This window comes from Streptomyces sp. NPDC033845, from assembly GCF_055576225.1.
Window position 1 is genome coordinate 21,566 of sequence record NZ_JBVIRI010000030.1, and the last position, 25,236, is coordinate 46,801.

The window sequence follows — 25,236 nt, forward strand, 5'->3', positions numbered from 1 at the left end:
CCGCCGACCCCACACGCACCCGGGCGGGGATGAACCGCAGCGGAAGCGCAGGCCGGACCCACCCGCAACAGGGCCAGCCTCCGGGCACGGCCCGGCGGGCAGGGCGGGCATCCCGGACCGACGAGGCCGCAGCCCGCCCTGCCGACCCCTCTCCAGGGCGCCAGGGGGCGCTCTGGCCGGTCCACCCCGGGGCCAGGCACCCGCGGGCCCCGCCCGTCAGGCGCTACGGGGCTTGCGCCGGGGCGCGGTCTTCTTCGCTGCGGTCTTCCCGGCGGCGGCCTTGCGGGGCTTGTTCGCCGAGGCTGCATCGGGCAGGGGGTGGACGGTGACATCCTCGCCCCGGCCGGCCTTCGCATCCTTGACGGACTTCTCCAACATCGCCATCAGGTCCACGACCTCCGCCGACGGCGCTTCCGCCGGACCGGCCGGGCGCGGCCTATCCCCTGCCTGCTTGGTCTCGATGACTGCTTCCAGAGCGGCCCGGTACTCGTCGCGCAGGCTGCCGAGGTCGGTGCCGGTGAGGGATTCGGCGAGGGCGACGGCGGCATCGACCTCAGCGTCGGTGACCTCCACCTCCGGGACGGGGACCTGCTCCGGTGATCGGATCTCGTCCGGCCAGCGAAGCGAGTGCAGCATGATCACGCGGTCCTTGACGCGGAGGAGGCCCAAGCGCTCGCGGTCGCGCATCGCGAACTTCGCCACCGCCACCCTGCTGCTGCGCTCCAGGGCCTGGCGCAGGAGTTCGTAGGGCTTGGCGGCGACGCCTTCGGCGGCCAGGTAATAGGAGGCGCCGATCTGGATGGGGTCGATGCTCGCCGCCGGCACGAACCCCACCAGCTCGATCGCCTTCGCCGTCGGCAGCGGGAGCCCGTCCAGGTCCTGGTCGGTCACCGGGAGCAGGGTGCCGGTCGTGGTCTCGTAGCCGCGGCCGATCTCGTCGGGGGCCAGTTCCTGGCCGTCAAGCTCACACACCTTGCGGTATCGGATCCGGCCCCCATCCGTGAGGTGGACCTGCCGGAAGGACACCGAGTGCGACTCCGTGGCCGGATAGACCTTGATCAAAATGGTGACCAGGCCGAACGAGATCGCACCAGACCAGACAGGGCGCATCCGAGAACCTCCTGCGGCGAGCCCCCCTCCCAGCCTCGCACCCCGGGCCCGGATCCGACTCCCGACCGCAGCCCCGACCACTGCACCCGGCACCTCGTGAGGGCCGTGTTCCACTTCCCGAATTAATCGAACACCTGATCTACTGGAGGTGTCCCCGCACCGAGGAGCAGTCCCATGACCTCCCCTACCACACCAATCCCCGCCCCCACCACCGCCTCCTGGCGGGAGGTCGCCGCCTGGGCTCCGTCCCAGACCGGCCCGTGCTGTCGCTGCCACCAGCCCACCCGCCGTTACGGGGTCGGGGGCTCCCCGCTGTGCGCGGCGTGCCGCCGTCTGCTCCAGGAGTCCGGGGACTGACCGACGTGTCCGTACTGCCCCCGGACGGGCCCCGGCTCCAGGTCCTCGCCACCTACCTCCGCGGGGAGCTGCACCGCGTCGAACAGGCCCTGGCGGCCGCGGAGCGGCAGGTCGAGGAGGAGTCCCGCAGGCGGCCGCCGCCGGAGCCGCCCGAGTGGCTGGTGGAGCGGGGCATCGCCCAGGGAAAGCCCGCCGTCCGGGTCCACTGCGGGGACTGCTGGGACACCGGCCACCGCTGCACCCCCGCGAACGCCCAGCAGGTTCGCACGCTCCTCGCCCAGGGCGTCACCAGCTGCATCCACTGCCGGCCCGACACCGCCCTCGGGATGCTGGAGTGAACCCGTCCCGGCACGGTGGAGGGATGACCGGCCACCCGCCCGTGATCGTCTACCCACCCGACGCCGACGGCGGCCGCCGGGTCCGCGTCGGCGGCGAAGCCCTCGGCCGCGCCCGGAACCCTGGTGATCTTCTGGAGTTCCTGCGCCGGGCCGGCCTCGACCCCGACAACGTCAGCCTCAACGACCGGGCACTGATCGAATGGCGCGGCGGCGGGCCCGCCGACTGGACGCCCGGCGCTGGCTGACCCAACCTGGCGAACTCGCCGGTGACTGGCGAGTCCACCCCAGGGACTCACCGGGAAGGCCTCGCCTTGGGACCGCCCGGGCGGCCGGGCGGCCGGGCGGCCGGGCGGCCGGGCGGCCGGGCGGCCGGGCGGAAAAATGGCTACTTCACCAATTGCAGTGCGGGCCTGACAGGGGCCGTCTGGATTTTCCCGCCATCGAATCCGATTGGGGCCAGACCGAAAACGAAATCGTTAAGTTCTTCCGGGAAGATATTCATGGCTTTGGCTACGTCAAAATGGGTCATCTGGGCTGCCCTGAGAGCTTCGAATACCTTGGTCAGGACCTGACTGTTCTCCCTGACGACAGTAGATCCTGGTTCTCCGCGGCGATATCCCAGCTGCGACAGCTGCTTAGCCGTCTGATGGTATTTCCATTCGGACAGTTGCCCTAGAGTACGCAGCCGGTAGGCGAGAGCCATTGCCGATACTCCCCAGCGGCGCTTGGCACTCAGAATACGTTCTACGCTGGGCTGGTCAAGCTGTTGCGCAAGAATCCCAGCTCTCGGCATGAGAAAGGCTGACGCAAAGGCATCAGCCGCAGACTCTGCCGCTGGGCCCGAAGGGATCTCCGGACCGCTGTGCAGGACTAGATGGCCGAGCTCGTGAGCGGCATCGAAGCGGCCGCGCTCCCCTGTTTTCCGGGTATTCAGGAGGACGTAGGGCACTCTGTGCTTGATCGTGGAGAACGCGTCGATGTCGAGGCAGTCTGGGGCCAGGGAGAAGATCCGTACTCCGTGAGACTCCAGCAGGTGGACGACATTCGGAGCGGGCGCCTCTCCGAGCCCCCAGTCCGCGCGGACCTGGTCAGCCGCGGCCTCTGGCTCCATCCCACTGTAAGTTGGAACATCGGGCGGGGGCAGAGTGAAATGATTTTCTAGCCAATTATTCAATGTGGCTGCAATTGCTCCGCAGCTGAGCGCGCTGTCGCGCTCAACGGCAGTCATCTTGGTGGGGGCTCGAAAACTAACTGCCCCTACAGCCATTTCAGGTGCGGGGTCAGCGTGAAAGAATTCGATAGGGAAGCCGAGGCTGCGGGCAAGCGAGGAAAGCGTCTCCTCCGAAGGAACCCTTCTGGCGTTCTCGAAGGCTGTGATGCTCTGAGATGAGAACCCAGACTCACGAGACAGCGCAGCAAGCGTCATACGCCTTCTCTTGCGCGCAAGAACAAGCCTTTCAGGGGTGAACACTTTCCTCGTCTCCCGTTCCGATATTTACCCAGTGAATTGCACGGGGATGTGTACGCCGTCTCCATCATCCGGCGCATCGAGGATGTCGATGTTGATGCCGGGGTCTGGGAGCGTGAGGAGCGGGATGCGCTCGCTCCACTCGTTCACGAACTGCCCCTTCATCTTGACCGGGCGCGAAAGCTCAGCCGCCAGGCCGGCCGCGGTCCGGCCGTACAGGAGGAACCACAGCGGGATTTCGTCCAGCTCGCCGCCGAATTCGACATCATCCCGTGAGACCAGCATCCCCTGGCCGGTGCGCGCCTCGAACTTGGCATTGTTCTCGACGATGTGCGCCATCGCCCGGCCCTTGGGGTTCTTCGACCTGACGGGCCGGTCGAGGTCTCCGATACCCCCGGAACCGCTGATGGCGGTGATCGCGTGGGTGCCGGACGGGTGCACGACCCGGAGGATGCTGTCACGGCGCGTGTACTTCCAGGGCGGCAACTCGCCGTCCTGGAACCGGAGGTTCTCCGTCAGGTACTTGCGGCTCATCAGGCGCTCCGCGAGGGAGCGGTTCGCCCTGCTCCAGAAGGTGATGCCGGGCATGGACGGGGCATCGAGCTCAGTGCACATCTTGGCCTGACTCGTTGCTTCATCCAGCACCTCCGTGAAGAGGCTCAGGTTCACCCCCAGCTGTGCGAGACGTGCGTCGAGCTGTAAGGCCTCAATGGCGGCCATAGACACCCTCCCTGACTTGGTTTCACAAAACCTACCTCACACGAGGTCCGATTTTTGAAACCTTCGCGATCATTGCACATGTGTTCGAATTTGTCAGCTGCGGGCTCCTCCGCACGTCCTCATCGGGTCTGAAGCGCTATTCGGGGATCGCCCCCCGCCTCCTAGAGCGCCACCACGCTCCGGGAGGCGCCTCTGGAGCCGCGTGCCGTCGGGATTGGTCAGCCGGCTGGCACTGCCCGGGCCCCCGGCCGCGCCCCATCCCTGGTGCATCTGCGCGTCTCCCCCGACGCCGTTCTCCATCTCGGCCGTTTCCTGTACGGCATCTGCGGGCTCTGGTTGAGTGGGCCGATGGCACAACAGGAATATGTCGGGCATCAACTGGTCAACGTCGCCATGCTGCCCTCCAGGGTGGTCTACCTCATCGCGGAAGGCAGCACGCAGGGGTTCCGGTCGGCCGTCCACTCCGCCTCCCACCGGTGGGGTGGCATGACCGAGCCCATCATCGAGGCGGAGTCCGCCGAGGCCAGCGACTACCCGGCCGCACTGGTCAGCACAGCGTCCGTCCAGGCCGTGATGAACGTGGACGCCGATCCGGCGCTGGCCGCTCGGCTCGCGCGTTCCTGGGGCCTGCCGCTCGTGTCGGACAGCGTCTACCCGATCTGGACGCATACGAGCCGACCGGAGAGCGCATCGACCAGCCTGGTCGGCGCGTCAAGGGATCCCTGCTTCCGTGCCGACCCTAACGGGCCGCTGTGGGAGATCACCGCGGCGGGCGTCTTCGAACCGCAAGACCCCACCAGCAACGACGGCCCCCTCCTGCCCATGCAGTCGCCGCTGCTGGGCAGCGCCCAGAACTCCGGCGCCACCGTGCTGCAACAGGGCATGACCCGCTTCTTCGAGCACAAGGCCACCTTCAGCCGAGACAGCTTTGCGAAACCCACAACGACCAAGCTGGTGATGATCGCCAGGCCGGACTCGCTGCCTGACTGCCTGTGGTTCTGGAACGTCCGCGCCACCCGTGCTCACGCCTACGTCACCACGGCCATGATGCTGCTCCCCGACGAGGCACCGAAGAACTGGACCACGTTCGCCAGCGATATCCGGCCCATCCGGCCCTCATCCCTTCCGACCATTCCGGATGTGGTGCTGTTCAGCAGGTCAGTCCCGGAGGCCGATCTGCACGACGCGGCACGTCTGGCTGGGCTGAAACCGCATCCGGTCGAGGGGATGCCGCCCAATCAGCCGGACAGGCCCATGACTTACGGGGTCAACCTCGACATCGCACCGCGGATGCTGTTCCCCCGGAGATGGGGGGCGATGCGCCAGACCGGGTTCCACCAGTTCACCGGCCGGAGCCGCATCGACCTGGACGTTCCAGTGACGCTGCAGCGTCCAGCCTCCTTTCTCCTCCACCTGACCGGCAAGCCCTTCGCGGCGCTGCCCCGGCGCCCGGTTGTCGCCAGAATGGTCACAAGAACAGAGCGTGTGAAGGCCACCTGGCACGGGGATTCTCTCCAGATCCCTGTCTCCCTTCCTCGTCCGGACTGGCCGCGGCTGACCTTGTCCATCCCCAAGCCTGCCGAGGTCGTGCCCGAGCTCCTGAAGAGCGTCACCAAGGAATTCGAGCTGTCGACACCCGGAAAGATCGGCGCCACCATCGCCGCGCAGGCCGACATCAGCGCACTGCGGGGACTGCTGGTGGTGGAATCGCTCACCGCGCTCAAGACAGAGCGCACGCAGCACTTCATCAAGGCCTTGGACGACCGGATCCCGGGCCGCATCTCGCTGGAGGACGCCAGAGAACTCGCCCGGGAGTTCGGCGGGCGCATGGACCGGAAGTTCCGCTCCCCGACCAACGCGGTCAACGGATGGCGCGCGAAGGAGGTCACAACCGCGCTGGAGACGGCCTGCGGGCAGGGTTGGGCCGAGCGGGGTCTCAGCCTGGACTGCGAGCAGTGCAGGCTGCACAGCTTCATCCCCTTGCAGTCCACTCAGGGCCTCGCGATCTGCCCCGCCTGCTCGGCACCGGCGTTGTACGGGCGGGAGAACGGCAAAGCCGTCGAGGTGGTCTACCGGCTGAACGGATTCATCGACCGGGCCGTCGACCACGGTGTGCTCACCCACCTCCTGGTCGTTGCCGCCCTGCAGCAGCAGGACCATGCCGCCCACCTGCTGCCGGGCGTCGATCTCGTCTTCGAGGGCGGCGAGACGAACGAGGTCGACATCTTCGGCATCCACTGCGGCAAGGTGGTGGCCGGCGAGGCCAAAGTCAGCGCGAACGAGTTCGCCAAAGACGGGCAGATCGAACGGGACATCGCCCTCAGCCGACGCTTGGAGGCGGACGTCCACATCATGGCCGCGACCGACCTCATCCCCGACGACCTCGTAGAGACCGCCGCGAAGCTGTGCGCGGATGCCGGGCTCGAACTCCTCGTCCTGCACGAGCCCGACCTCCGCCCCGGCCTGAAGGAAGCACGCGAAGAACGGCGGCGAGAGGGGCCAGGCCGTGGCAGGAGGCAACCCTCGGCGTGACAGGCCAAGGGTGCGGCCCCAAGCGGCTCGCTACGGGCGCCTGCGGTCCGGGCTCAGGCACACCGGGTCAGCTGCCACACGCTCGTGGAGGGCGAGCCGGAGGCGGCGGCCGTCAGCAACCGCCCAGGCCCCCGACCGGACTGGTCGGGGGCCTGGGCGGTTCCCAGAAGAGGAAGGCAGGGTGCCCAAGGCGGGGCTGTGCCGGCGGGCGGCACAGCCTTGCTTCCCTATGAAATGGCAGGTACCAGGTACGCCAGGACGATCATTCCGAGCGTCGCGACCAGTATGAATGCGGTGCCGCCGGTCTCTACCGCGGGCAGGACGTCGGACCCCAGGGCGAAGACGGACAGGCCGGAGACGAGGGCCGCGACGGTGGCGAGCAGCAGGACGATGAGGACGCCGAGGACTCTGAAAGGCAAGGTTCCACCCCTACGGATTTGGGGGTGACGAGACCGTTGCCGGAGGCAGCCGAGCCCGACCACCCCCGTTGACATGACAACAGGTGCGATCGAAACGAGCGCGGCCGACTCGGCACTCGTAGGCGTTGGCTGCCTGCTGTCTTCGCCCCGTCGCGGACATGCGCGGGTGCCTCGGATCTACAGGGAAGTTTGCCCAACCTCAGCTGTCGGCGAGGTATCACATTCATATTACCACGGCCATGTCAAGGGCTTGCCCTCAATTACCCGTACTGGCACGGCTGTTCGCGACTTTACGGTCACCCAACGGCGCAATGCGGCCACGCCTGTCAAATGACTTGCCATGTAAATTAACTTTACGCGACGGTAGTTGGGTGAGTACGAGACGAGATGCCGCGCTGGCCGCCCTCCGTGACTGGTCCACCCCCGGACGCCGGGCCGAGCTGGTCGCCGCAGCCTGGCAGGCCGGTGAGACCACCGTCGCCGTCCTGGCCGAGGCCGCCAGGACCACCCGCCCGACCATCTACGCAGACCTCCGGGCCCGGGGCATCGACCCCGAGGACCGTCGACCGAAGGAGACCGCTGTGGCCGCTCCCATCTCCATCGAGGGCATGACCGGACTGGACGAGGACGCCGACGAGGCCGCCTTCCACGCCGGACTGCGCAGCTGGGCAGCCGCGAACCCCGACCAGCCCAGCGCCAAGGACGAGGGCATGCGGCTGTTCTTCGTCCAGGCCGCCGTCCGCGAGTACAACCGGATCCGAGCCGTGCAGCCGGCGGAGGAGGCGGCACGGTTCGACCGGGACCGCGCCCTGCATCTGGTGGAAGTGCGCTGGGAGGCCTTGAAGACCGCGCGGGAATGGCTGGCCGCCCACCACGCCTACGCCGTCGCGGTGCACGAGGCCCGGGAGGCCATCGACACGTGGGCGGCCGCGGCCGGCCCCGTCGCGCCCCAGCTCGACTGGTACTCGGTACAGCTCCAGCCGGCCCGCGCGCAGATCGCGGCGGCCGGACACCCCACCATCGAGGTGGACACGGACCCGGACGGCACCGCCCGGCAGCTCCGCGAGGATCTGGACCGGGTGACGGACAAGCGCCGGGCGATCCTGGCCGAGACCCTGCCTGCCGCCGGGGGCTCCCGGTGAACCCCGCCGGGCCCACTGCCCAGGCCGGGCAGGGCGATGCGACGGAGGCCGGGCCGAGCCGGTTACCCGCCAGGATGGCGCAGGCCCGGACCGAGGTCCTCGCTGAGATGGCGCGCGCGGATGCGAAAGCGGGCGCGATGCTGACGGTCCTCGGCATCCCCTTGACGATCCTGATCACCGCCGTGCCCGGTCGCGGTCTACCGGCGGCAGCCCTGGTCCTGATCGGAATTGGGGCAGTCGGCCTGGCGTCGGCCATGGCGATGGCGCTGATCGTGGTCCGCCCGCGCCTGGGCAGGAACCTCGTCGGGTCCTACCTCCACTGGGCCACGTGCGAGTCGCACACCGAGATCACCACCGGCTGGACGGACACGGTCGACACCCAGCACGTGGTGCTGCTCTCCCGCATGCTGATCCGCAAGTACCGGCTGATCCGGTGGGCCATCGACACCACCGCAGCCGCCCTGGGCACCCTCCTCCTCGCCCTGCCCACCGCACTGATGCTGGGCTGACCCCGGCGCCCCTGACAGGTCGGGCGCTGCCGCGCTCTTCTCCTGTAACTCCCGCAACTGAGCCGAAGCTCGATAGAAGCCCCCCGGTGCCGGACCTCCCACGTAGGCCGGAACCGGGGGTCTGGGGTTTCACCCGTCCGTCTCAGGTGGTCTTCAGGCGCTGGGTTCCTCGTCGCGCGGTGCCGGAAGGGGTGTGGGCGCTGCCTTCTTGAGGGTCTTGCGACCGTCGTTGAGTCGCCTCTGGACCTTGTCCAGCTCAGCCGCTACCGCGTCGAGCAGGCGGCGGGCGTCCTCCGGGTCTTTCTTGACGAGGGCCTCCACTGTTCGGGGCGCCACGGCTCGGTACGCGGCGCCGAGGAGCGCGGTGGCCTCGGCCAAGGACTGCGCGGCCGGCTCCAGCTTGCGGGTTGCCTTGCTGTAGCCGAGGTCGATCGAGGCGGCCTCGATCATGCTGGCCGTGACGGGGGCGGGCGCGGGGGTGCCAGCGCGGTCGAGTTCGGCGGTGATGTCCGACTCGGACACCGGCACCAGGGTGCCGGTGAACTTCACGCCCTTCGCTTCCGCTTCCGCCTGCGCTGCGGCATGGGCTGCGGCTTTGCCCGCTGCGGCAGCCTTCTCCGCCTTGGTCCTGGCAGCCGCCTCGGCGGCCTCCTGCGCCAGCTCCGCGGCGCGGCCAACGACCAGGAGGACTCCGGCTTCTTGGTCGGCCTTGTAGGCATCCACCAGCTTGAGTGCCTGACTGACGGCTGGCCGCAGCGTCTGGATGTCTTCAATTGAAGACAGCAGGATCCTCAGGATGGGCGCGGCTTCCATCAGCGCGTACGCGCGGGGGCGGGAAACGCCGCGGAACTCGGCGTATTCCTCGAAGGTCTTGTGGTGGGCGGTGTAGTCCTCGCTCTGGTTGACCTCGGCGAGGATCAGGCCGAGGAGCATGTCGTAGCGGACCTTGAACCGGACCGCGCGCGCACCCTCCCTCGCGAGGATGTCGTCGAACTGCTGGATCCGTTCGGCGGGGGTGCCCTGGATTCCGGCGGGGTCGAAGGCGGCCATCTCCTCGTTGGAGACATCGGGCAGGTTGGCCGCGGTCACAGGGCCGCCGCCTTGGCGTTCGGCGGGAACGGCCGGGTCGATGCTGGCGTCGGCGGCCTTCGTGAGGCGTTTGGTCTCCTCCTCGACGCGGGCGTCGCCGGCCTTCACGAGCTTGTTCACTGGGTGGCTCCCGCGGCGATGAGGATGTTGTCGTAGGCGTTGGACAGGGCAGCCGCTTCCTTGCCGGTCTGGCTGGTGACCGGGACGCAGGCGTAGCGGGTCTGTTCCCGCAGGGTGTGCCGGGGGATGGCGAGGTCCTCGCGGTAGAGGTCGCCGTAGGTTGCGGCCAGGTGCTTCCCTATGGCGTCGACCAGGGTGTTCTTCCCTCCGGGCACGATGGAGGGCACGATCGCGACAACCTCAAGGGAGTGGCCGTAGCTGTCCCGGATGATTTCGATCGTCTCCATCGCCTCTTTCGCGCCGATCCGGCCGTCCTCGTTGAGGGTGGCGGGGATAACGACGTGCGTGGCGGCGAGGAGGGCCGCGGTCACGAGCTTGCCACCGGCACGCGGCGGCAGGTCGAGGAAGAGGTCGTCGTCCTCGCCCAAGACTCCTTCGAGGGCGTGCCGGAGCCGGAACTCGAAGCCGGTGGCCTGGTCGGCCTCCCGGTTGGCCAAGGCCCGTTCAGCGGCGATGGCCCGGACACCTGCCCAGTCCTCGGACGCATCGGTCAGGGCCTCGGTAGCGAGACCGCGTTGCCCCTTGGGGTCCATGGCGAGCAAGTCGTTCATGGTGAAGGGCGCATCACGGATACCGAGCTCTGCCGTGAGGGTGGCTCGCGGGTCGAGGTCGGCTCCGAAGACCCCGCCGGGGGCTCCTTCGAGACGTCGCTTCCGGGCGGCAGCGATCAGGCCGGCGGTCGCCGCCGACTTTCCCACGCCCCCCTTCTCGCTGTAGGAGGCGATCCGACGGCCCATGGGGGGTCCTTCCAGCTAAGAGGCGGTACGCCGGAAGACTACCGAGGATGCACCCGACCAACTCCCATTGGCCCTGCGCTCCTGTCGGCTGAGTCCCGCCTCCAGGGGACTGCGCCACACCGGCACGCCCCCATGCTCTGCCCGGAAGGCGAGAAGCCGAGCGGCCCGTCTCCTCTCTGGCCATGGCCGGCTGTCTCCAATTGGAGACAGCCGGCCATGGCCAGAGAGGAGACGGGCCCATTCCAAAATTCTGGAACGGGCGCCGGCACCCGCCGCGGAGGGCCGTACCCGTGGATCAGGTGAGGCCCGGGGCGATTGCTGCGCCCCGGGCCTCACCGTGTCCGTCACTGCACGCGCGCGGGCAGCTCGGGGTCGTATCCGGTCCGCGGGTTGTAGCCCTGCTCGATGAGCCGCAGCGCGGAGGTCCTGTAGGTGGAGGCGGTGGCCGGGGAGGCTCCACCCAGCAGTCGGGCGATGTCACCGTTGTGGATCTCACTCTCCCGCCCGTCCGAGATGAACGGCAGAAGGTAGCGGGCGACCATGCGGGTCTTCAGCTGGGTTGGCGAGAGGTCCGCGAGGGCCTCCAGTTCGGCCGCTCGGGTCTGCGCCTCGGCGGCGGCCCGCCGGTCTTCGGCGGCGACCCGCTCGATTTCGGCGGCCATCCGGTCCAGTTCGGCGGTCTGGAACCTGTCCTCGGCCGCGCTCCGTTCAAGCTCTGCCGCGCGCTGCTCAGCGGCGATTCGGAGGGCCGCGCTCTGCTTCTCCTCCTCACGGATTTTGGCGGTCGCCAGCCGATCTTCAGCGGCCGCGCGGTCGGCTTCGGCTTTGCGGGCCTCAGCTTCGGCGGTGTCCGCGGACCGTTCCGCCTCCTCTTCGAGACGCCGGCGGCGCTGCTCCTCGTTCACGGCGCGCTGGGCCGCGGACAGGCTGGTGCTCGCGGCGTACTCGGCAGCGGCCGCGGCACCTTCCGCCTCGGCCACGGCTACCTTCGTGGCGCCCTGTACCTGAGCTCGCAGGGTCTCCAGCTCGCCCTTGGAGCCGAGGACTTCCGCCTCGGCGGCGATCTCGGCCAGGGCGTCGGCGTGCTCCAGCTCGCGGGCCTCACGGGCCACCTGGTGTTCCAGCTCCAGTGCGTCGCGGGCTGCCTGGTGCTCGCGCTCCTTCTGCTCGCGCTTCATCTTCGCAGGCAGGGCGAGAGCTTCGTCCAGCGTCACGCCGTGGGGGGCGAGCAGAGCCGGGAGCCGGTCCAGAACACCGAGCCGGCCCTCTTCCAGTCCCGCCTCGATCTGTGCCCGGTGCTGGAGCCAGATCGCGTGGATCGCCAGCTCACGACGCTGCTCGCGGACGTACTCGTAACTGAATTCCCAGGTCTTCATCTCGCGGTAGATGCTCCAGGTGGTGATCGGGTGCAGGGCCCACCGGTGCCAGGGGATGGGGTCGTAGCCGATCCCGGTGGCCAGGGCCGCCTGGTGGACCAGCAGCTTCCGGGCGGCCTCCACGCTGATCACGAACAGGACCGGCATCATGCCGTGCGTGATCGCCTTGGCCGGGTGTGCTCCGAGGTCACCGAACGCGAGGGCGTTGAAGGTGATGGTGACAGCGGTCAGGAGGTGGGCCAGCGGCCGCAGAATCCGGGAGGGGATCTGCAGTCCGGCAAAGAGCAGGTCGAACGCGAGGCAGGCGATGATCGCGCCGTCCACGCCGATGGCGAAGAGCTTCGAGTCCCGGCCCTCGGCGAAACCGAACCGCTGGTGCCCCGCCGCCGCCAGGTTGTGGAAGCTGAGCCAGAAGCCGATCAGACCGATCAGTAGACCGGCGGCGATCGCCACGGTCCACAGCGTCCGCCGGACGGCCTTGCTCACCGGCCGCACCGCATCCGAACCCTCGGGGCCCGCCGCGGAACCGGGGACCGCAACCGCCGAACGCCGGGACTCGGTAGCCGAATCCCCCTCCTCGGTTCCCGAAATCGCAGGCCGGGCTGCCGAATCGGAGACGGCTTCCGCCGACGTCGGACCGGGGATGAACGCTGCGGAGGCCGCCGCGCCCGGCTCCAGGGTGGTCTTCATTTCTCTCCTGCCGAATCGGTGGATGGTGCTGGTGATGCCGTGGTGGCGACGTCCTATCGTGCCCGGCATGGTGGCTGACGGCGAAGGGCGGGCCGCTGAAACGGCCGCGGCCCGCCCTGAAGTTCAGCCGAGGTCGAAGCCGAACCCGTCGGGGATCTCTCCGTCCCGTAGGGATTCGGCGATGTTCCGGTAGTCCGCGGCATGCTCGCGAGCGATGTCCGCGGCACGGCTGGCGACGGCCCTGGTGTAGGCGCTCGCGGTGGGGTCGGCCGCGGTCCGGTCGCCGTCGGCTGCGGCCTCCAGGGCTTGGGGGATGGCGACGGTCTCCAGGTAGGTCGCCTCCTGGTCCATCTGCTGCTGGGACGCGGTGTCCATCAGGTCCTCCGGTGGTGAGGTGGAGCCCCGGGCCGGGGGCGGCCCGGGGCAGTGAGCGGTGGTGCGTCTGCGGTGGCTTTGTCCTCACGGGGTGTGCTAGCGGCGTGCCCGGCGGGGGTGCGCTTCCGCTGGTGGTGGGTCAGCTGCGCTCGTTGAGCCCGGTCATGGCCTGGCCGTGGCGGCGCAGCTCCGCCTCCATGCGCTGGCGGGTGGCCTCGGCGCGGGCGGCGGCCTCGGCGGCCTCGGCTGCGGCGGCGGCCTGCGCCGCGATCTGCTCGGGGGTGCTCATCGGGCACCACCTACGACGAGGTGGATCAGGCGGGCGGTCCAGTCCCCGCACACCGAGCACCGGTAGGTGCCCCGGGTGGCGCGGTCCTCGCGCATCCGCCGGCCGTGGCAGCGCGGCGCTGCGGATCGGGCGCTCACTTCCGGCCCCACTTGCGGCCGCCAGAGCTGTCCTTGTCCGAGGCCGGGGCCGGCTTGGGCTGCACCCAGCCGCCCTGGGAGGCGCTGTAGGTGGTCTCGTGGCCGGCCAGGCGGGGGTCGTTCGGGTCCTTCTTGGGCTGGCGAAGTGCCATGATGTGATCTCCATTCAGTGATGGATGGAGCGAGGCGCCCGTGTCTTCTGTGGTGGTTGAGGCGGGCGCTTCGCGCTGTCTGGGGCCGTCTGACGGCTCCCCTCGATCCGCCCCCGGGCGTGGCAACACAGGGGCGGACGGGCAGCTCTCAGGCGGTAGGGCGGGGTGGTAGGGACTCGGTAGGACGGGTGGTAGGGCGCTGGTAGGCCGGTGGTAGGCGGCCGGTAGGAGGCGCTCTGACCTGCGGTTCCTACCGGCCTACCGGCTCACAGAACGGGGCCCTGGACCCGGGCCGGGGAGGGGCCGGCAGCAGCGGCTGGCGCACCCCTGGACCCGGCCGCGGCGAGCACCGGCACAGGCCCCTCGGACGGGGCGCTGGGCGGGGTGCCGACGGGGGCCGGAACAGGGCCCCGTGCCGGGGTCGGGACAGACCCCTCCCCGACCGGGGCAGGCACCCCCGCCGCGGCCTCCGCGAGGGCCGGTTCGGGAGCCGCCGCGAGGACCGGTCCGGGCACCTCTCCGCTGGGTGCCGGGAGAGTCTTCAACCGCAGCCCCGCGCGGACTCGTTTCCCGGCCGGCCCGGTCACCGTCGGGACCCCGAAGCGAAGGGAGATCTTCTCCTCCGTCGGGAAGCCCCAGACCGCACACGCCGATCGGAGTTCGGTGACGCTCCATCCCTCGAACTCTGGCTCGGCGGCGAGGTCGATCATGTGCACCGCGGCGTGCCCATACCGGGCAGCGACCCGGCGGATCACCTCGGCGGCCTCCACCTCCTCGATCACGCCCTCGTCGTCGTCCACGGCCGGCGCACCAGCCGGGGCCGCGTCGACTCCGGGGGAGGTGTCCTCCCCCAACTCCCCTTCAAAACGATCTTCCTCAGGGGAGGCCGCCGGGGAAGGACCGCACTTCGCGGCCTTCGTCGCAGCACGGGCCGCGCGGCGATCCGCGTGCAGCTGCTCTGCATCGGCCAGGGACGGGCCGACCACCCACGCCCCCGTGGCCCCGGCTGTGAGGGCGCCCGTGGTGATCAGCCCGCCCCAGGTCTCCCAGACCGGACCCGCCCAGGCTGCGGCCGGACCCGCGCCAACGGACACCAGAATCGCGCCCCCGACGACCGCTACCCCTCCTCCGAGCACCAACAGGGGCAGCGACTCCCACAGCGGCCGGGTGGACGCGGCACGGATAGCGGCCTCGGTCGCCGCCGACAGCACGACCGGGGGCAGCACGTCCTCCTCGGCGAACTCCTCACCGTCCAGGTCGTCATCCTCGGCGGCGGCCCGCTTCTTCTTCGCGGCCGCCGCCCGCTTCCGCTGCCGAACCTCGGCCGCCTTGACCGCCTTGGTCCGGGCCGCCTCCTCCCGCACCGGGTCCAGGGAGACCCCCGCCCAGATGCCGCCCGCGACCACACCCAGGCACTGGCACCCCAGGCCCAGCAGCCGCCAGGACCCCCGGGTCAGCACCACCCACACGGGGCCGATCCCGTGCCCGACCGCCCGCACCTCACCCGCAACACCCCGCAGGCCGGCCATCACATGCCGCCCAGCTTGGTCGCCATCGTGGTGACCATGGTGGTGCCCAGCGCCCAGATCCCCCCGGCCCCGGCGAACGTCCACCCGGCGCCCAGGCCCAGGAAGGCGGGCATCCAGAGGTTCTTCCACTTCGGGATGAAGATCATCAGGGTCGACCCGAGAGCGACGGCGCCCAGTCCGAACGTCCCGAACGAGAGGCCCTCCATCAGCCCCTTGGGGACCTCCGACGCTCCGGCAGCCAAGTTCCCCCACATCCCGGAGGCCGACGCCGACAGCGTGCTGAAAACGATGCCGAGCAGGCCGGCCTTGTCGCGGTCGAGCTTCACCCGATCCGAGCCGCGCAGACCGGCGAACAGCAGGAACCCCGAGGCGAACGCCAGGCCGGACACCCCAACACTGCCCAGGAGGGATCCGCCGCCCGTGGCGGCGAGCACGACATCAGCGGCGAGGGTCTCAGAGATGGTCACAGCAGCGCTCCAGGGGCGTAGAGGGCCGCAGACAGAGCGACCGTGGCGAGAGGGATGTGAGCGGCCCACCGCAGCGGCAGGGGCCAGGCCCGGGTCTGGGCGCGGCGGTCCAGGAGTACCCAGCAGCCGGAGCCGGCCAGCCCGGCGATGATGGCCGGGGCGGCGAGGACGGGCCACGGCGCGGCCCACGCGAACGCGTCGGCGACCATGCCGGTGGTGCCCTGGCCCCAGGCCAGACCGGCGATCAGGCCGGCCGGGGCGGCCAGCGCGCCCTTCGGAAGGTAGGGGCGCAGCGCCCGGCCCATCCGCCAGCCCGCCCAGCCCGCGCAGCAGGAGAGTGCGGCGGCGGTGACCGGGATGACCGAGAGCATCGCGGACCCCAGCCAGGCTGCCCCGCCCAACTGGTTCCCCGTCAGTCCCCACAGGGCCCCGTGGCCCACGGCGGCGGCGCTGCCGTGGTAGGCCAGCCACCCCCACCGGGAGTCCGCGATCCGGCGGATCCGCACCGGAATGGGCACGGCCTCCACCACAGGAGCCGGCGCGGCCGCGGGTGCGGCCGGGTCGGTGGGCGCGGCCGGGTCGGCCGGCTCCTCGGCGGGCTTCTTCTTCGACCACCACGCCCACCCGCGCGACGCCTCCTCGGCCTCGACCTCACCGGCGGTCTCGACCTCCGGGTCAGTCCCGGCCAAGGCGACCTCCGCCGCCAGCCGCGCCGCCTCCGCAGCGGCCTCGGCCGCACGCCGTGCGTCCTCGGCCGCGAAGGCCTGCACCACCTGCGGCGGCACCATCGCGACCGGAACACTCCGCGTCTGGCCCTCGGGAACGGCAGGCTCGTCGTCCCACTCCCCGGCCAGCAGCGTCTCCAGCCAGTCCCGACCGGACTCGTCAGTGGTCGTCATGCCGACCCACCGCCCCGCAGCCGCTCCAGCAGACCTCGCTGCGCCAGCAGGGTGTGCAGTGCCCGCCGCTCGGACTGCCGCAGCCCGCCCCGCACCCCGAACAGTTTGGTCGGGACGGTGGCCTGCGCCATCTCCTCGGCCAGGCAGCCGGACGCCACCGGGCACCCCGCGCACACCGCGAGCGCCTCGCGCTCTGCCGGCGACGGCTCCCGATCCACCGGGGTCAGCTCCCACGGCTCCAGGAAGAACGTGTCCGGGGCGAGCCCCGCACAGGCCGCCCCACCAGACCGGTCCTCCCGGGCCGGGACGGGAGCCAGGTCCTCGTAGGCCCACAGCCGATCCAGCCAGTCCACCGGCCGCGCCGCGATCCACCCCGCCGGCAGCCGGGGCACCACGCGCACCGCGCTCACCACCGCACCCCCCGCCGGATCAAACGGGCGCGGACCGCGAGCTCGTCCACACCAGCACGCCACGGCCAGGCAACCGCCGGGGCCATCGCGGGCCGCGCCGTGGTGCAAACCCGGGACGGCAGCACCGTCCGCGTCCGCACCACGGCGCCCTGATCACAGCGCCGCACCCGCCACCTACCTAATGCGTCTGTCACCATCACCACGTCGGTGTCCTCTCCACTTGGACTACCCGACGGCAGGTCGGGGGCGGGAACCCCCGACCTGCCGCCCGGTCGGTGCTGAAGTCACCGGCCGGGCACCTGCGTTTGCAGGCGGGCTTCGAGGCCAGGCGCTACTGACCAGGGCAATCGTCTCGATCGCGGCCAGTTATTGCCTAGGCATTAACGATGATGCCCGGGGTGCAGACTGTTGTCAATAACGACTAGGCGATAAGGTGGAGCCAGGCCTCCACCAGGCCGTACCTGAGGAGGAGACGCCATGACCAGCTTCGGAGACGTTGCCGCCCAGCTACGTCAGCGCATCCAGACGGGCGAGGTCGCCGTAGGTGCGAGGCTCCCAACGAACGCTGAACTGATGGCTGAGCACGGCGTATCAAAGGCGACGATCACTAGGGCGATCGCGACGCTCGCGGATGAGGGGTTGGTTTTCTCTTCGAAACGTGCTGGCACTACGGTGCGGGCGCGAACTGCCGTGCAGATTCCGCTCAGCCGTTACGGGAAGGTATTGGAACCCGGCGGTTCGAGGGGCCCATGGGAAACCGCTACTGCGGCTCAGGGTCTCGATGGTGAAATGAGGCTGGTCTCCGTAGAACGCGTCGCCGCTGACGCAGAGACGGCCGCTCTACTAAAACTCGAACCTGGTGACGGTCTCGTTTACCGGGTCCGCCACGCTGTACTGCGGCCTACGGATATCGTCCAGCTTCAATATGCCTGGTATCCGTCGACCCTGGCTGAACTAGCCGGCCTCACCGACTCCGGAAAGTTGGTCGGTGGCGTGTATGCATCCCTCACAGCAGCGGGACGGCGCCCCACCAGAGCGACTGAGCGCGTCAGCGCACGGACGCCCACGGAGGATGAGGCGTCACAGCTCCGCATCGGTGGCCGTGTGCCCGTGCTGACTCTGGTCCGCGTCACCTATGACGAAACGGGACCGCTCGAAGTCCTCCGGGCAGTCGGCCCGGCCGACCGCATCGAGTTCACCTACGACGACCTGCCTCTTTAAGGGAAGTCAGGGCGACACGCCGAACGCGACACGAAATCCCGTAGCTGGTGTGTATCTTCTTGCTTCTAGTCGATGTTGGAGGTGTGACCCGTGACAACGGCCCAGGACCCACTGGCCGCAGTGGATGAGCTCCTGTCCCACATCACGTGGCTGCCTACGGCCAGTGCCCGCGGGCAACTGCGGCGCGCGGCCGGATTGACTCAGGCCCAGGTGGCAACCGCCATTGGTGTTGGGCGAGTTCAGGTAGCCCGATGGGAAATCGGCTACGCCGAGCCCAGCGGCGTTCGTCGGAAGGCGTACAGCCGCCTCCTCTGGGGTCTAGCCCAGCAGCACCCAGACGTGATCACTTCGACAGCAGCACCATAAACAGCTGAAGGCCGCCCCTGCGTCAACAGGGACGGCCTCCACTTCATCAGCTCGACTCGGCACCTCTCACAGCTACGAGTCGTGTCCGGTGAGGTGACCTCTCCGGGGGTGATGCCCGTGGGCCCGTAGGCCCGCGTGGTCACCGATACCCAGAATAGGCGGCCGCCCACCCGGAGGCCACCATTTCCGGAGTCCGATCTGGTCACAGCGCCGCTCACGACTCCCCTCCCAGGGGAGATCTCCCAGTGTTTGACCTGCACAGTTACCCGTGCACCACGCCGACGAACGGTTTGAGGCCCGCCTGGCCGCACGCGGCAGAGAAGCGGGACGGTAACGGCCCGGCGGCTGACTTCACCGCTGCTGGGGGCTCCCAGTGACCCTGTACCCAGAGGTACGTCGCGGCGGGAACATGCCTTTCGGCCAGTGTTGCAATCGATGGGTCTGCGATCCTCGGTACAGCACGAACGTGCGGACCCTCTACACGATCCTGGTCTCCTACGCCGACGTCCAAGAGCGGGACACCAGCAGGGGCAAGCCCTACCGGCCCCGCCTCGCGTACGAGCTCGGGTGCTCCCTGTCGACGCTCGACCGCACCCTGCTCGAAGGCACTGTCGCCGGGCTCTGGACCGTGCACGAGCGGCAGAACCCCGACAACCCGAAGCTGAACGACGCGAGCATCTACGAGCTTCACGACGCGGCGCTGATGTACGCCGGCCGGGGTGAATGGATCGACCCGCTGCCACCGGGCGTACTGGCCGCCGACGTGGCCAAGAAGGTCATCGAAGAGCGGCGGGCCGCGAAGCGCGCAGCGGGCATCGTTCGCACGGGCGGGGTGCCCAAAGGGGTCAGCACGAAGAAGCTGCGGGCGCAGCGAGCAGGTGAGTCCGCTGGTCAGACGAGCGTCGCGCCGGACTCTGCTACAGCTGCCTCTGAGGCGTCTGAGGCTTCGGAGGGTGGCAGCACCGGTGCTGCTAGGGGTGGCAGCACCGGTGCTGCCAGGGTGGCAGCACCGGTGCTGCCCGTTGTCTATAGCCCTGTCTATAACCCCTCTCTAGAACCAAAACCCGATGGTTCGGCCGTAGGCCAAGGTGCGGGTGGTTTCACAAGTGCGGGCGCGCGCAAGGCTGCGGGCGGGAAGAGTCCGACGGTGCCAGGCGGCTCCGCCGCGACCGCTCAGAAGGGCAGCAGCAAGCGGCGCGGGCAGCAGAAGGTGAGCGAGCTGGTTCCGGTAGTGGGGGAGGAAGAGGTGTACGCGATGCTCGACGGTCTCGGGGTCCTCGGGTCCCCCGCAGACCGCATCAGGACGCTGCGCCGGGCCGTACGGGAGTTCCTGGGCCACACGCCGGACGCCCAACCCAGCCCGTTCTCGATGTACCCGCGGACGCCCGAGCACGCCTCTGCCCGGATCCACGGCAAGTGGTACCGGGTCCGGGGGCCGCAGCGCGCATCCGTTGGCTACACGGGGTCGGACGTGATCAGGCGCCCGGCCGGCTACCTCGCCGAAATCCTGTTCGAGCAAGGGTGTGAGCTTCCCCAGTGCGAGCTGGGCGTCCTGCTTGACTCGGGGGCAGAGTGCCAGCAGTGCGGCTACCGCAAGACACAGCGCATCCAGACCGCAGAAGCAGAGCGCGCCCTGGCTGAGCAACGCGCCGAGTGGGGGCAGCGGCGGGCAGAGGAAGCAGCCAGGAAACAGGCGGCCATTGATGAGGCGTACGACGACGCGGTCGCGGAGGATGCCCGCCGGGACCAGGCTCGCGCGGCCCAAGATGCGGCCGTAGAGGAGACTGCGCGGCTGCGCGCCGAGCTGGCGGAGCAGCACCCCGAGCTGGTCGGTCTCGGACAGGGCGACGTTCCCGGCCAGAGGGACGGAGCACCTCGGTACCGGGAGGCCGCGGGGCGCGGCCGGCAGGCCGCCGAAGAGCACCGGGTACGCAGCCAGCTGGTCGCCGAAGGCCTCTACGGAACCCTGCTGGAGGAGGAGGTCCGGCGCCGGATGTCGGAATGGAAGGCCAGCCGACGGCGGGAGGCTCAGGCCGCAGACCTGGCGGCCGTAGCGTCCCGGGCAATCGGCACCTGTCCTATTCAAGATCAGGGGCAGCCCTCCACAGCGCCGTTCTGACCGTTGCACGGCCAGCTGAGCGCCTCGCATCCACTCCCGGGCCTTCCCCGTCGGGTCGGATCCTGATAGAGGCTCAGCGGGGCGTGTGTGGGCGCGTTGGTGTGGCGTGTGCGGGTGGTGCTTCGGGCCGGGGTTGTGCGGCTTGGCGAGTGTGTGGGAGGGCTGTTGATGGAGCGGTGGCAGGGTCTGCGGGTGTACGGGTCTGAGGCGGAGGACCCGCCCGGGCCGGTGGCCGGCCACGAGTACGTCGAGTTGGTCGGCGGCCCGCTGGACGGGCAGCTCCTGGACGTGACGGAGTGGACGCCGGAGCAGCGAGCCGGGGGCGCGCTGCTGATGTCGGAGACGGGTCAGTGGGGACCGGGCGGCCGGAGCGACTACGAGCCGGGCCCGGGGGAGGATCCGCAGGGCCGGCGGTACGTGTGGCGCGGCGATACACCGTGAGCACGGCCTGACGGGGCCTGTCCGCCGGCCTGGCCGGCACCTGTCCGGGCTGAGCGGTCCTCCGGTGCAACCCCGTTCGGGGTGACGGAGGGGGTTCGGACAGGGCCCGATGCGGCCGGGGTACCCATGATGGGTATACCCATCATGGGGTTGCGCGGCTTACCCCCGGGTCCCACAGAGTGCGGCCACGGCCTGGTCTACCGGATCGGTGCCGGCCTGTCTGTCGTGCCGTCCGGCACGTCCGAATCTCTGAGGGGGAACCCGATGTCCACGCTCGTGCTGCTCGTCGTCCTGGTCCTGGTTGTCAGCGTGCTGATGGTGGCCGGCGGGCTGGCGTACGTCGCGTACCGGCACCCGCGGCTGGCCCCTCCGCTCATGGTCGGCCTGACCGGGGCGACCGTGCTCGCCGCCGTGGTGGCCGCCGTCGTCGCAGTCCGCTGACCGCCCCCGGGGCAGGCAAGCCCCCTCCCAAGCCCCTCCGGGGAGTCCGCTGAGAGACCGCTGACGGACCGCTAGGGCCTGCTGGAGTCCGCTGGCGGGGTGGCCACCGGCAGGCGTCCAGCGGACTCCAGCGGACTCCTAGCGGTCCGTCAGCGGTCTCCGCTGGGGGCGCGGGCAAGCCTTAGGTGACCCTGGGCAAGCCCCCCGCCGGGTCGGGACAGCGCAGCGCCGGTTCTAGGCGGGGGTCTTCGGTCGGTAGATCATCACGCCGCCGGGTGCGGGGACGCACCCGGTGCCGGCGGGGAGCTGTTCGAGGAGGCTGAGGTCCTGGATGGTGCCGCTGGCGGCGATGCGCTGGATGTGGTCGCGGCCGTAGAGGATCTCTCCGGGGGAGTCCCAGGTCCCGGTGAGGCAGACGATGGGGTCGGCCATGAACTCGCCGCCGTCCTCCAGCCCGACCATCACGGCCGCCGCGTTGATCTCGGCCTCGGCTGTCTCGGCGGGTTCGTGGCACGGCGGACACACGAGGAACTTCAACTGACCCTGTTCCCACTTCCCGCTCCAGGCGTCGGCGTCCGGCGCGGTCCAGTCGGTGGGCGCGGGGGTCTGGCAGCGCGCGCAGGCGAGGGTCTGGCGCGCGCGGCGGGGCGGGCGGTTCGGTTTCATGCGTCCCATGCCGGTCCAACGGCCTTGGCAGGGCGCGGGGTACGGGCGGACGTCGAGGACGGCAAGCCTGAGGTGACCCTGGGCAAGTCCCCCTGCCGGGGCGGCGGACCGGCAGCCGGGTCCGCCATGAGGTCCGCGTGCCCACCGCCATGGCACCGTCATGGACCGTCACCCGGACCCCGGCATGACGGTGCCATGGCGGACCCATGGCGGTGGGCACGCGGGGCGCCATGACGGCACACGGCCGGGCTGGCGAGGTCGGTTACAGGGTTACCGGTTACCGGTTACAGGCCCCTGGGGAGGTGGGTTCGCCCAGCTCAGGCAGCCGGAGGGCACGTGCGGCTGTAACCGGTAACCGGTAACTCGGTCCCGCCGTAGCCCACCTGGGCGTCCTCACGGCCGCCTTGACCGGCTTACCGCCCGGAGCCGGGCCCGTTCCCCAGGATTCGGCGGCCGACGGTGGCGGAGGCCTGCGCCGGATCCGCGGCGGCCGGGGCCGCCGGCAGCTGCTCGGCCGCGAGCCGGGCACGCCGGGGGTCCCGGTCGCGAGTCGGGGCGGGCTGGGTGGGGTCGGTGCCGGCGCCGAGCGGGCGGCGGTGGTCGGTGCTCACCGCCAGATCATCGCCGTGGCCGCCATGTTCATCATCACCGGCCCCGAGGACCGGCCGCCCGGGGGCCAACACGCGCGCGTGCCGCGCGCGTACGAGGCGGAGCAGAAGCAGGTCCAGGGCGACCGGATGCGTCTGAAAGCTGGTTGGCCCCGAGACCCGGCATTTTGGAGGCCTTCCCCCATAACAGGGGTGACAGGGTCGTCTTCTGGGGTCGCCGACGAGGTGCGGGGGAGGCGCCGGCCCGGTTCGCTGCCGACGGTTCGGATCCCTGGGGAGGGGGTTGCTGTTGTAGGTGATCGACATCACGGGTACCCGGCCGTCCGGAACCGGCCTGAGAACGGGTATATACATAAGTGAGGGGCGTCCACGCGGCGCCCCTCGTTGCGTACCCAGCACCCGCACCCGCCGTCCCCCGCTCCAGGGGTCTGACCGGCGGGTCTCTGTTTCTACCGTCCCGGACGGCGGCCCTTGCGCCCCTTGGGGGCTCCCCCGGCACAGTGCTGTCTGCTGCCACCCCGCGACACAAGGGGTGGAGCCACCCCACGATTCCCAGCCCGAGGATCTCCCTCGGCCTGCCCTGAGAGGACCAGCCCATGACCCCCGTGACCACCACCCAGCCGCCTACCGTCGAACAGCTTCAGCAGGAACTCGGACTGCTCCGCCGGAAACTCCACTACGTGAAGCTCGCCGTCGCTGTAGCCCTTATCGGCGCGGCCGTCTGGCTCACCCGCGCAGATCCTTCCTGGGGTGACCCTCTCGCCGTAGGGATACCAGCGGCCGGCCTGGCATACGCCGTTATCACTCGGGTCCGGTGAACCGCTGTGCAGTTTTGCGGGATTTCACACAGCACCCGAATGAGTCCGCGTTCTCATCCCGTCCGCTGGATTTCTGGCGACCCCATCAGGTGGTGTATAAGTTGGCGTTATCTTACACAGAGCTCGTTATCATGATGTAGAGTCCGCCGCGCGGGCAGCAGGTCCGGAGGAGGCTCCGCCTGCTCGGGTGGTTCCACCGGCCCGGCCCAATCGAGCGGACCCGGGCCCCTGCCTCTGCTGCTGGCCGGACCGCGGAGCGGTCTCTGGTCCTGGAGGCGGAGCCGGAAGGGCCGGGGTGGGAGCGGAGCGGACGCCCCTACGGGCCGTAGGCCCGTGACCCCGTGAAACGAGGTCAGGTGGAGGGGCGCTCCGCACCCCTCCACCGGGACTAGGCCTTCGGCCTGGTCCCGCGGCCCGAAGGGCCGGCACCTGCTCGGCGAAGCCGAGTCATCAGACCGGTCGTCCTGGAGCAGACGGCTGCACGCCGCGCACAGCGGGAGGCGGCGAGCCCGTAGCGGCAGGGCTGGTGGCAGCGGCAGCACGGGCCGATTTGGGACGGAGCCCAGGCGGCGATCTCCCGACGGGCGGGCGGCGCGGATTGTGGGATCAGCCGACGAGTTCGGCGCCGAAGTTCTCGCCTCGCATGGCGGTCATCTGAGCCTGGGTGCCGTCCACGGCCAAGGCCACTCGGCTCAGCATCCTCCGGAGCCGGGAAGTGTCTCCGCCTCCGGAGGATGTCGGGGGCCTATCTTAACCTTACCCCTTATGGGAAATGGTGAAATGAGCCGTGGGGTTGTAGCCCTTCCCGATCGTGGCCTTGCAGGTATACGCGGGATCGCTCACATGACAAGACACCAGGTTTGCGCCAACTAGAGGAACATGGGCCCTTGTGGTCACCTCAAAGCCACTGGATGACTTGTAGACAGCAGTCAGGGTCGGAGCTTCGCTGCTTGTTGCCCAGCCGGTTACCTTTGACTCGCTCCAAGTGGTGGGATTAAGAGTCACAGGCCTCTTTGTCAGGGTGTTACCCTTGGCTATTTCATGTCGAATTAGATCCAGTCGCACATCGGTGTGATTGTGCGTCAGAACCGTGATCGATGAATTAGATTTTGCGGCAGGAGGGGTATCTGCATGAGCTGCACCTGCAGAAATTAGCGAGGCGCCTGCAATGAGAGGGATTACGGCAGTTGCTGCAGCGCGAGTGAGGAGCTTCATTTCCCGTTTCCTGATAGGGGGAGTTTTTTACTATCCAACTAAAGATAAGGCTCCTGCTCATCCCCCAATCGTCTGAGTGTTGGGTTGATAAGGGTGTCCCCCATTTGGGTCTGAAGCTCCTATAGATCGTCAAGCGGTCTGAAGGAGTGGCGCCCGCGGAGCGGGCTGGTCCTGGCGGGTCCAGGGCCGGGTAGCGAAGCGGACCGGCCCAACAGGCTGTGAAAAGGCCTGAGTTGAGCCGCTTCGCGTCTCAACTCAGGGGTCTGGAGCGAAGCGGAAGACCCCGAGGCCAGCGCCCGCGACGCGGGCGCTGGCCTCCTCCCCGCGCAACGCGCGGGGCCTACGCTCCGTTACCGGCCGCGCAGCGGCCGGTCTCCCTTCCCAAGCGCGCAGCGCTTGGGGTCCCGCTCCGCGGG

At 69.6% G+C, this 25,236-nt stretch carries 28 protein-coding genes; 12 read left to right on the forward strand and 16 right to left on the reverse strand.

From position 1 onward, the window contains the following. Nucleotides 1-216: 216 nt before the first annotated feature. Nucleotides 217-1,110, reverse strand: coding sequence for a non-homologous end joining protein Ku (gene ku, locus ACZ50K_RS34535; protein ID WP_468910759.1), 894 nt, complete (start codon nt 1,108-1,110; stop codon nt 217-219). A 174-nt stretch (nt 1,111-1,284) separates the two neighbouring features. Between ku and ACZ50K_RS34540 the strand changes: the two genes are divergently transcribed. The 3 genes from ACZ50K_RS34540 to ACZ50K_RS34550 are packed head-to-tail and all read left to right on the forward strand — an operon-like array spanning nt 1,285 to nt 2,050. Continuing rightward, a complete protein-coding gene (locus tag ACZ50K_RS34540; protein WP_468910762.1) occupies nt 1,285-1,467 on the forward strand; it encodes a hypothetical protein in 183 nt (60 codons plus the stop codon). A 5-nt stretch (nt 1,468-1,472) separates the two neighbouring features. Beyond that, nucleotides 1,473-1,805, forward strand: a complete 333-nt coding sequence (locus ACZ50K_RS34545) for a DUF6233 domain-containing protein (RefSeq protein ID WP_468910764.1) — start codon at nt 1,473-1,475, stop codon at nt 1,803-1,805. 23 nt (nt 1,806-1,828) lie between these two features. Beyond that, nucleotides 1,829-2,050, forward strand: a complete 222-nt coding sequence (locus ACZ50K_RS34550) for a hypothetical protein (protein ID WP_468910766.1) — start codon at nt 1,829-1,831, stop codon at nt 2,048-2,050. 140 nt (nt 2,051-2,190) lie between these two features. Here the strand turns inward: ACZ50K_RS34550 and ACZ50K_RS34555 are convergent, their stop codons facing one another. Together ACZ50K_RS34555 and ACZ50K_RS34560 are read right to left on the reverse strand one after the other, a co-directional pair. Next, entirely contained in the window at nt 2,191-3,276 is a 1,086-nt protein-coding gene (locus ACZ50K_RS34555) for an XRE family transcriptional regulator (protein WP_468910769.1), read from the reverse strand. A 24-nt stretch (nt 3,277-3,300) separates the two neighbouring features. Then, nucleotides 3,301-3,993 carry a hypothetical protein gene (locus ACZ50K_RS34560; RefSeq protein WP_468910771.1) on the reverse strand — a complete coding sequence of 231 codons (693 nt, stop codon included), beginning with the start codon at nt 3,991-3,993 and terminating at the stop codon, nt 3,301-3,303. Nucleotides 3,994-4,257: 264 nt separating this feature from the next. Here ACZ50K_RS34560 and ACZ50K_RS34565 point away from each other — a divergent pair, with 264 nt between their 5' ends. Continuing rightward, on the forward strand, nt 4,258-6,525 hold the full coding sequence (locus ACZ50K_RS34565) for a hypothetical protein (protein WP_468910774.1): 2,268 nt from the start codon (nt 4,258-4,260) through the stop codon (nt 6,523-6,525). 227 nt (nt 6,526-6,752) lie between these two features. On the opposite strand, the gene ACZ50K_RS34570 is transcribed toward ACZ50K_RS34565, so the two are convergent. Further along, nucleotides 6,753-6,944, reverse strand: coding sequence for a hypothetical protein (locus ACZ50K_RS34570; RefSeq protein ID WP_468910777.1), 192 nt, complete (start codon nt 6,942-6,944; stop codon nt 6,753-6,755). 371 nt (nt 6,945-7,315) lie between these two features. Between ACZ50K_RS34570 and ACZ50K_RS34575 the strand changes: the two genes are divergently transcribed. Beyond that, nucleotides 7,316-8,086 (forward strand): hypothetical protein, encoded by a 771-nt coding sequence (locus ACZ50K_RS34575; RefSeq protein ID WP_468910780.1) that lies wholly within the window; start codon nt 7,316-7,318, stop codon nt 8,084-8,086. Between the two features lie 74 nt (nt 8,087-8,160). Further along, nucleotides 8,161-8,595: a Pycsar system effector family protein gene (locus tag ACZ50K_RS34580; protein ID WP_468910782.1), complete on the forward strand. Its 435-nt coding sequence runs from the start codon at nt 8,161-8,163 to the stop codon at nt 8,593-8,595. 153 nt (nt 8,596-8,748) lie between these two features. On the opposite strand, the gene ACZ50K_RS34585 is transcribed toward ACZ50K_RS34580, so the two are convergent. The 10 genes from ACZ50K_RS34585 to ACZ50K_RS34630 all read right to left on the reverse strand — a co-directional run bounded on the left by ACZ50K_RS34585 (nt 8,749) and on the right by ACZ50K_RS34630 (nt 16,925). Then, nucleotides 8,749-9,804 carry a hypothetical protein gene (locus ACZ50K_RS34585; RefSeq protein WP_468910784.1) on the reverse strand — a complete coding sequence of 352 codons (1,056 nt, stop codon included), beginning with the start codon at nt 9,802-9,804 and terminating at the stop codon, nt 8,749-8,751. Beyond that, the gene (locus ACZ50K_RS34590) at nt 9,801-10,601 is read right to left on the reverse strand and encodes a ParA family protein (protein WP_468910787.1); all 801 of its coding nucleotides are present in this window, start codon (nt 10,599-10,601) and stop codon (nt 9,801-9,803) included. The genes ACZ50K_RS34585 and ACZ50K_RS34590 overlap by 4 nt, the downstream gene beginning before the upstream one ends. Before the next feature lie 344 nt (nt 10,602-10,945). Then, the gene (locus ACZ50K_RS34595; RefSeq protein WP_468910790.1) at nt 10,946-12,463 is read right to left on the reverse strand and encodes a DUF2637 domain-containing protein; all 1,518 of its coding nucleotides are present in this window, start codon (nt 12,461-12,463) and stop codon (nt 10,946-10,948) included. 327 nt (nt 12,464-12,790) lie between these two features. Then, nucleotides 12,791-13,042, reverse strand: a complete 252-nt coding sequence (locus ACZ50K_RS34600) for a hypothetical protein (RefSeq protein WP_468910793.1) — start codon at nt 13,040-13,042, stop codon at nt 12,791-12,793. 139 nt (nt 13,043-13,181) lie between these two features. Next, nucleotides 13,182-13,331 (reverse strand): hypothetical protein, encoded by a 150-nt coding sequence (locus ACZ50K_RS34605; protein WP_468910795.1) that lies wholly within the window; start codon nt 13,329-13,331, stop codon nt 13,182-13,184. A gap of 133 nt (nt 13,332-13,464) precedes the next feature. Next, a complete protein-coding gene (locus ACZ50K_RS34610) occupies nt 13,465-13,620 on the reverse strand; it encodes a hypothetical protein (RefSeq protein WP_468910797.1) in 156 nt (51 codons plus the stop codon). Nucleotides 13,621-13,886: 266 nt separating this feature from the next. Then, a complete protein-coding gene (locus ACZ50K_RS34615; protein ID WP_468910799.1) occupies nt 13,887-15,089 on the reverse strand; it encodes a hypothetical protein in 1,203 nt (400 codons plus the stop codon). A gap of 59 nt (nt 15,090-15,148) precedes the next feature. Beyond that, the gene (locus ACZ50K_RS34620) at nt 15,149-15,616 is read right to left on the reverse strand and encodes a hypothetical protein (protein ID WP_468910801.1); all 468 of its coding nucleotides are present in this window, start codon (nt 15,614-15,616) and stop codon (nt 15,149-15,151) included. After that, nucleotides 15,613-16,515, reverse strand: coding sequence for a hypothetical protein (locus tag ACZ50K_RS34625; protein ID WP_468910804.1), 903 nt, complete (start codon nt 16,513-16,515; stop codon nt 15,613-15,615). Before ACZ50K_RS34625 ends, ACZ50K_RS34620 begins: the two co-directional genes overlap by 4 nt. Next, complete coding sequence (locus ACZ50K_RS34630) at nt 16,512-16,925, reverse strand: WhiB family transcriptional regulator (RefSeq protein ID WP_468910806.1); 414 nt, start codon at nt 16,923-16,925, stop codon at nt 16,512-16,514. Before ACZ50K_RS34630 ends, ACZ50K_RS34625 begins: the two co-directional genes overlap by 4 nt. A gap of 477 nt (nt 16,926-17,402) precedes the next feature. Between ACZ50K_RS34630 and ACZ50K_RS34635 the strand changes: the two genes are divergently transcribed. From ACZ50K_RS34635 to ACZ50K_RS34655, 5 genes are all read left to right on the forward strand, one after another. After that, complete coding sequence (locus tag ACZ50K_RS34635; RefSeq protein ID WP_468910809.1) at nt 17,403-18,146, forward strand: GntR family transcriptional regulator; 744 nt, start codon at nt 17,403-17,405, stop codon at nt 18,144-18,146. 120 nt (nt 18,147-18,266) lie between these two features. Next, nucleotides 18,267-18,512, forward strand: coding sequence for a helix-turn-helix domain-containing protein (locus ACZ50K_RS34640; RefSeq protein WP_468910828.1), 246 nt, complete (start codon nt 18,267-18,269; stop codon nt 18,510-18,512). A 466-nt stretch (nt 18,513-18,978) separates the two neighbouring features. After that, nucleotides 18,979-20,631, forward strand: a complete 1,653-nt coding sequence (locus ACZ50K_RS34645) for a hypothetical protein (RefSeq protein WP_468910812.1) — start codon at nt 18,979-18,981, stop codon at nt 20,629-20,631. Nucleotides 20,632-20,799: 168 nt separating this feature from the next. Then, entirely contained in the window at nt 20,800-21,072 is a 273-nt protein-coding gene (locus ACZ50K_RS34650; protein ID WP_468910814.1) for a hypothetical protein, read from the forward strand. 264 nt (nt 21,073-21,336) lie between these two features. Further along, nucleotides 21,337-21,513 carry a hypothetical protein gene (locus ACZ50K_RS34655; protein WP_468910817.1) on the forward strand — a complete coding sequence of 59 codons (177 nt, stop codon included), beginning with the start codon at nt 21,337-21,339 and terminating at the stop codon, nt 21,511-21,513. Nucleotides 21,514-21,747: 234 nt separating this feature from the next. On the opposite strand, the gene ACZ50K_RS34660 is transcribed toward ACZ50K_RS34655, so the two are convergent. Together ACZ50K_RS34660 and ACZ50K_RS34665 are read right to left on the reverse strand one after the other, a co-directional pair. Beyond that, nucleotides 21,748-22,179, reverse strand: a complete 432-nt coding sequence (locus tag ACZ50K_RS34660; protein WP_468910820.1) for a hypothetical protein — start codon at nt 22,177-22,179, stop codon at nt 21,748-21,750. Nucleotides 22,180-22,592: 413 nt separating this feature from the next. Beyond that, nucleotides 22,593-22,790: a hypothetical protein gene (locus tag ACZ50K_RS34665; protein WP_468910823.1), complete on the reverse strand. Its 198-nt coding sequence runs from the start codon at nt 22,788-22,790 to the stop codon at nt 22,593-22,595. A 602-nt stretch (nt 22,791-23,392) separates the two neighbouring features. On the opposite strand from ACZ50K_RS34665, the gene ACZ50K_RS34670 reads away from it, so the two are divergent. Then, the gene (locus tag ACZ50K_RS34670) at nt 23,393-23,605 is read left to right on the forward strand and encodes a hypothetical protein (protein ID WP_468910825.1); all 213 of its coding nucleotides are present in this window, start codon (nt 23,393-23,395) and stop codon (nt 23,603-23,605) included. Nucleotides 23,606-25,236: the final 1,631 nt, after the last annotated feature.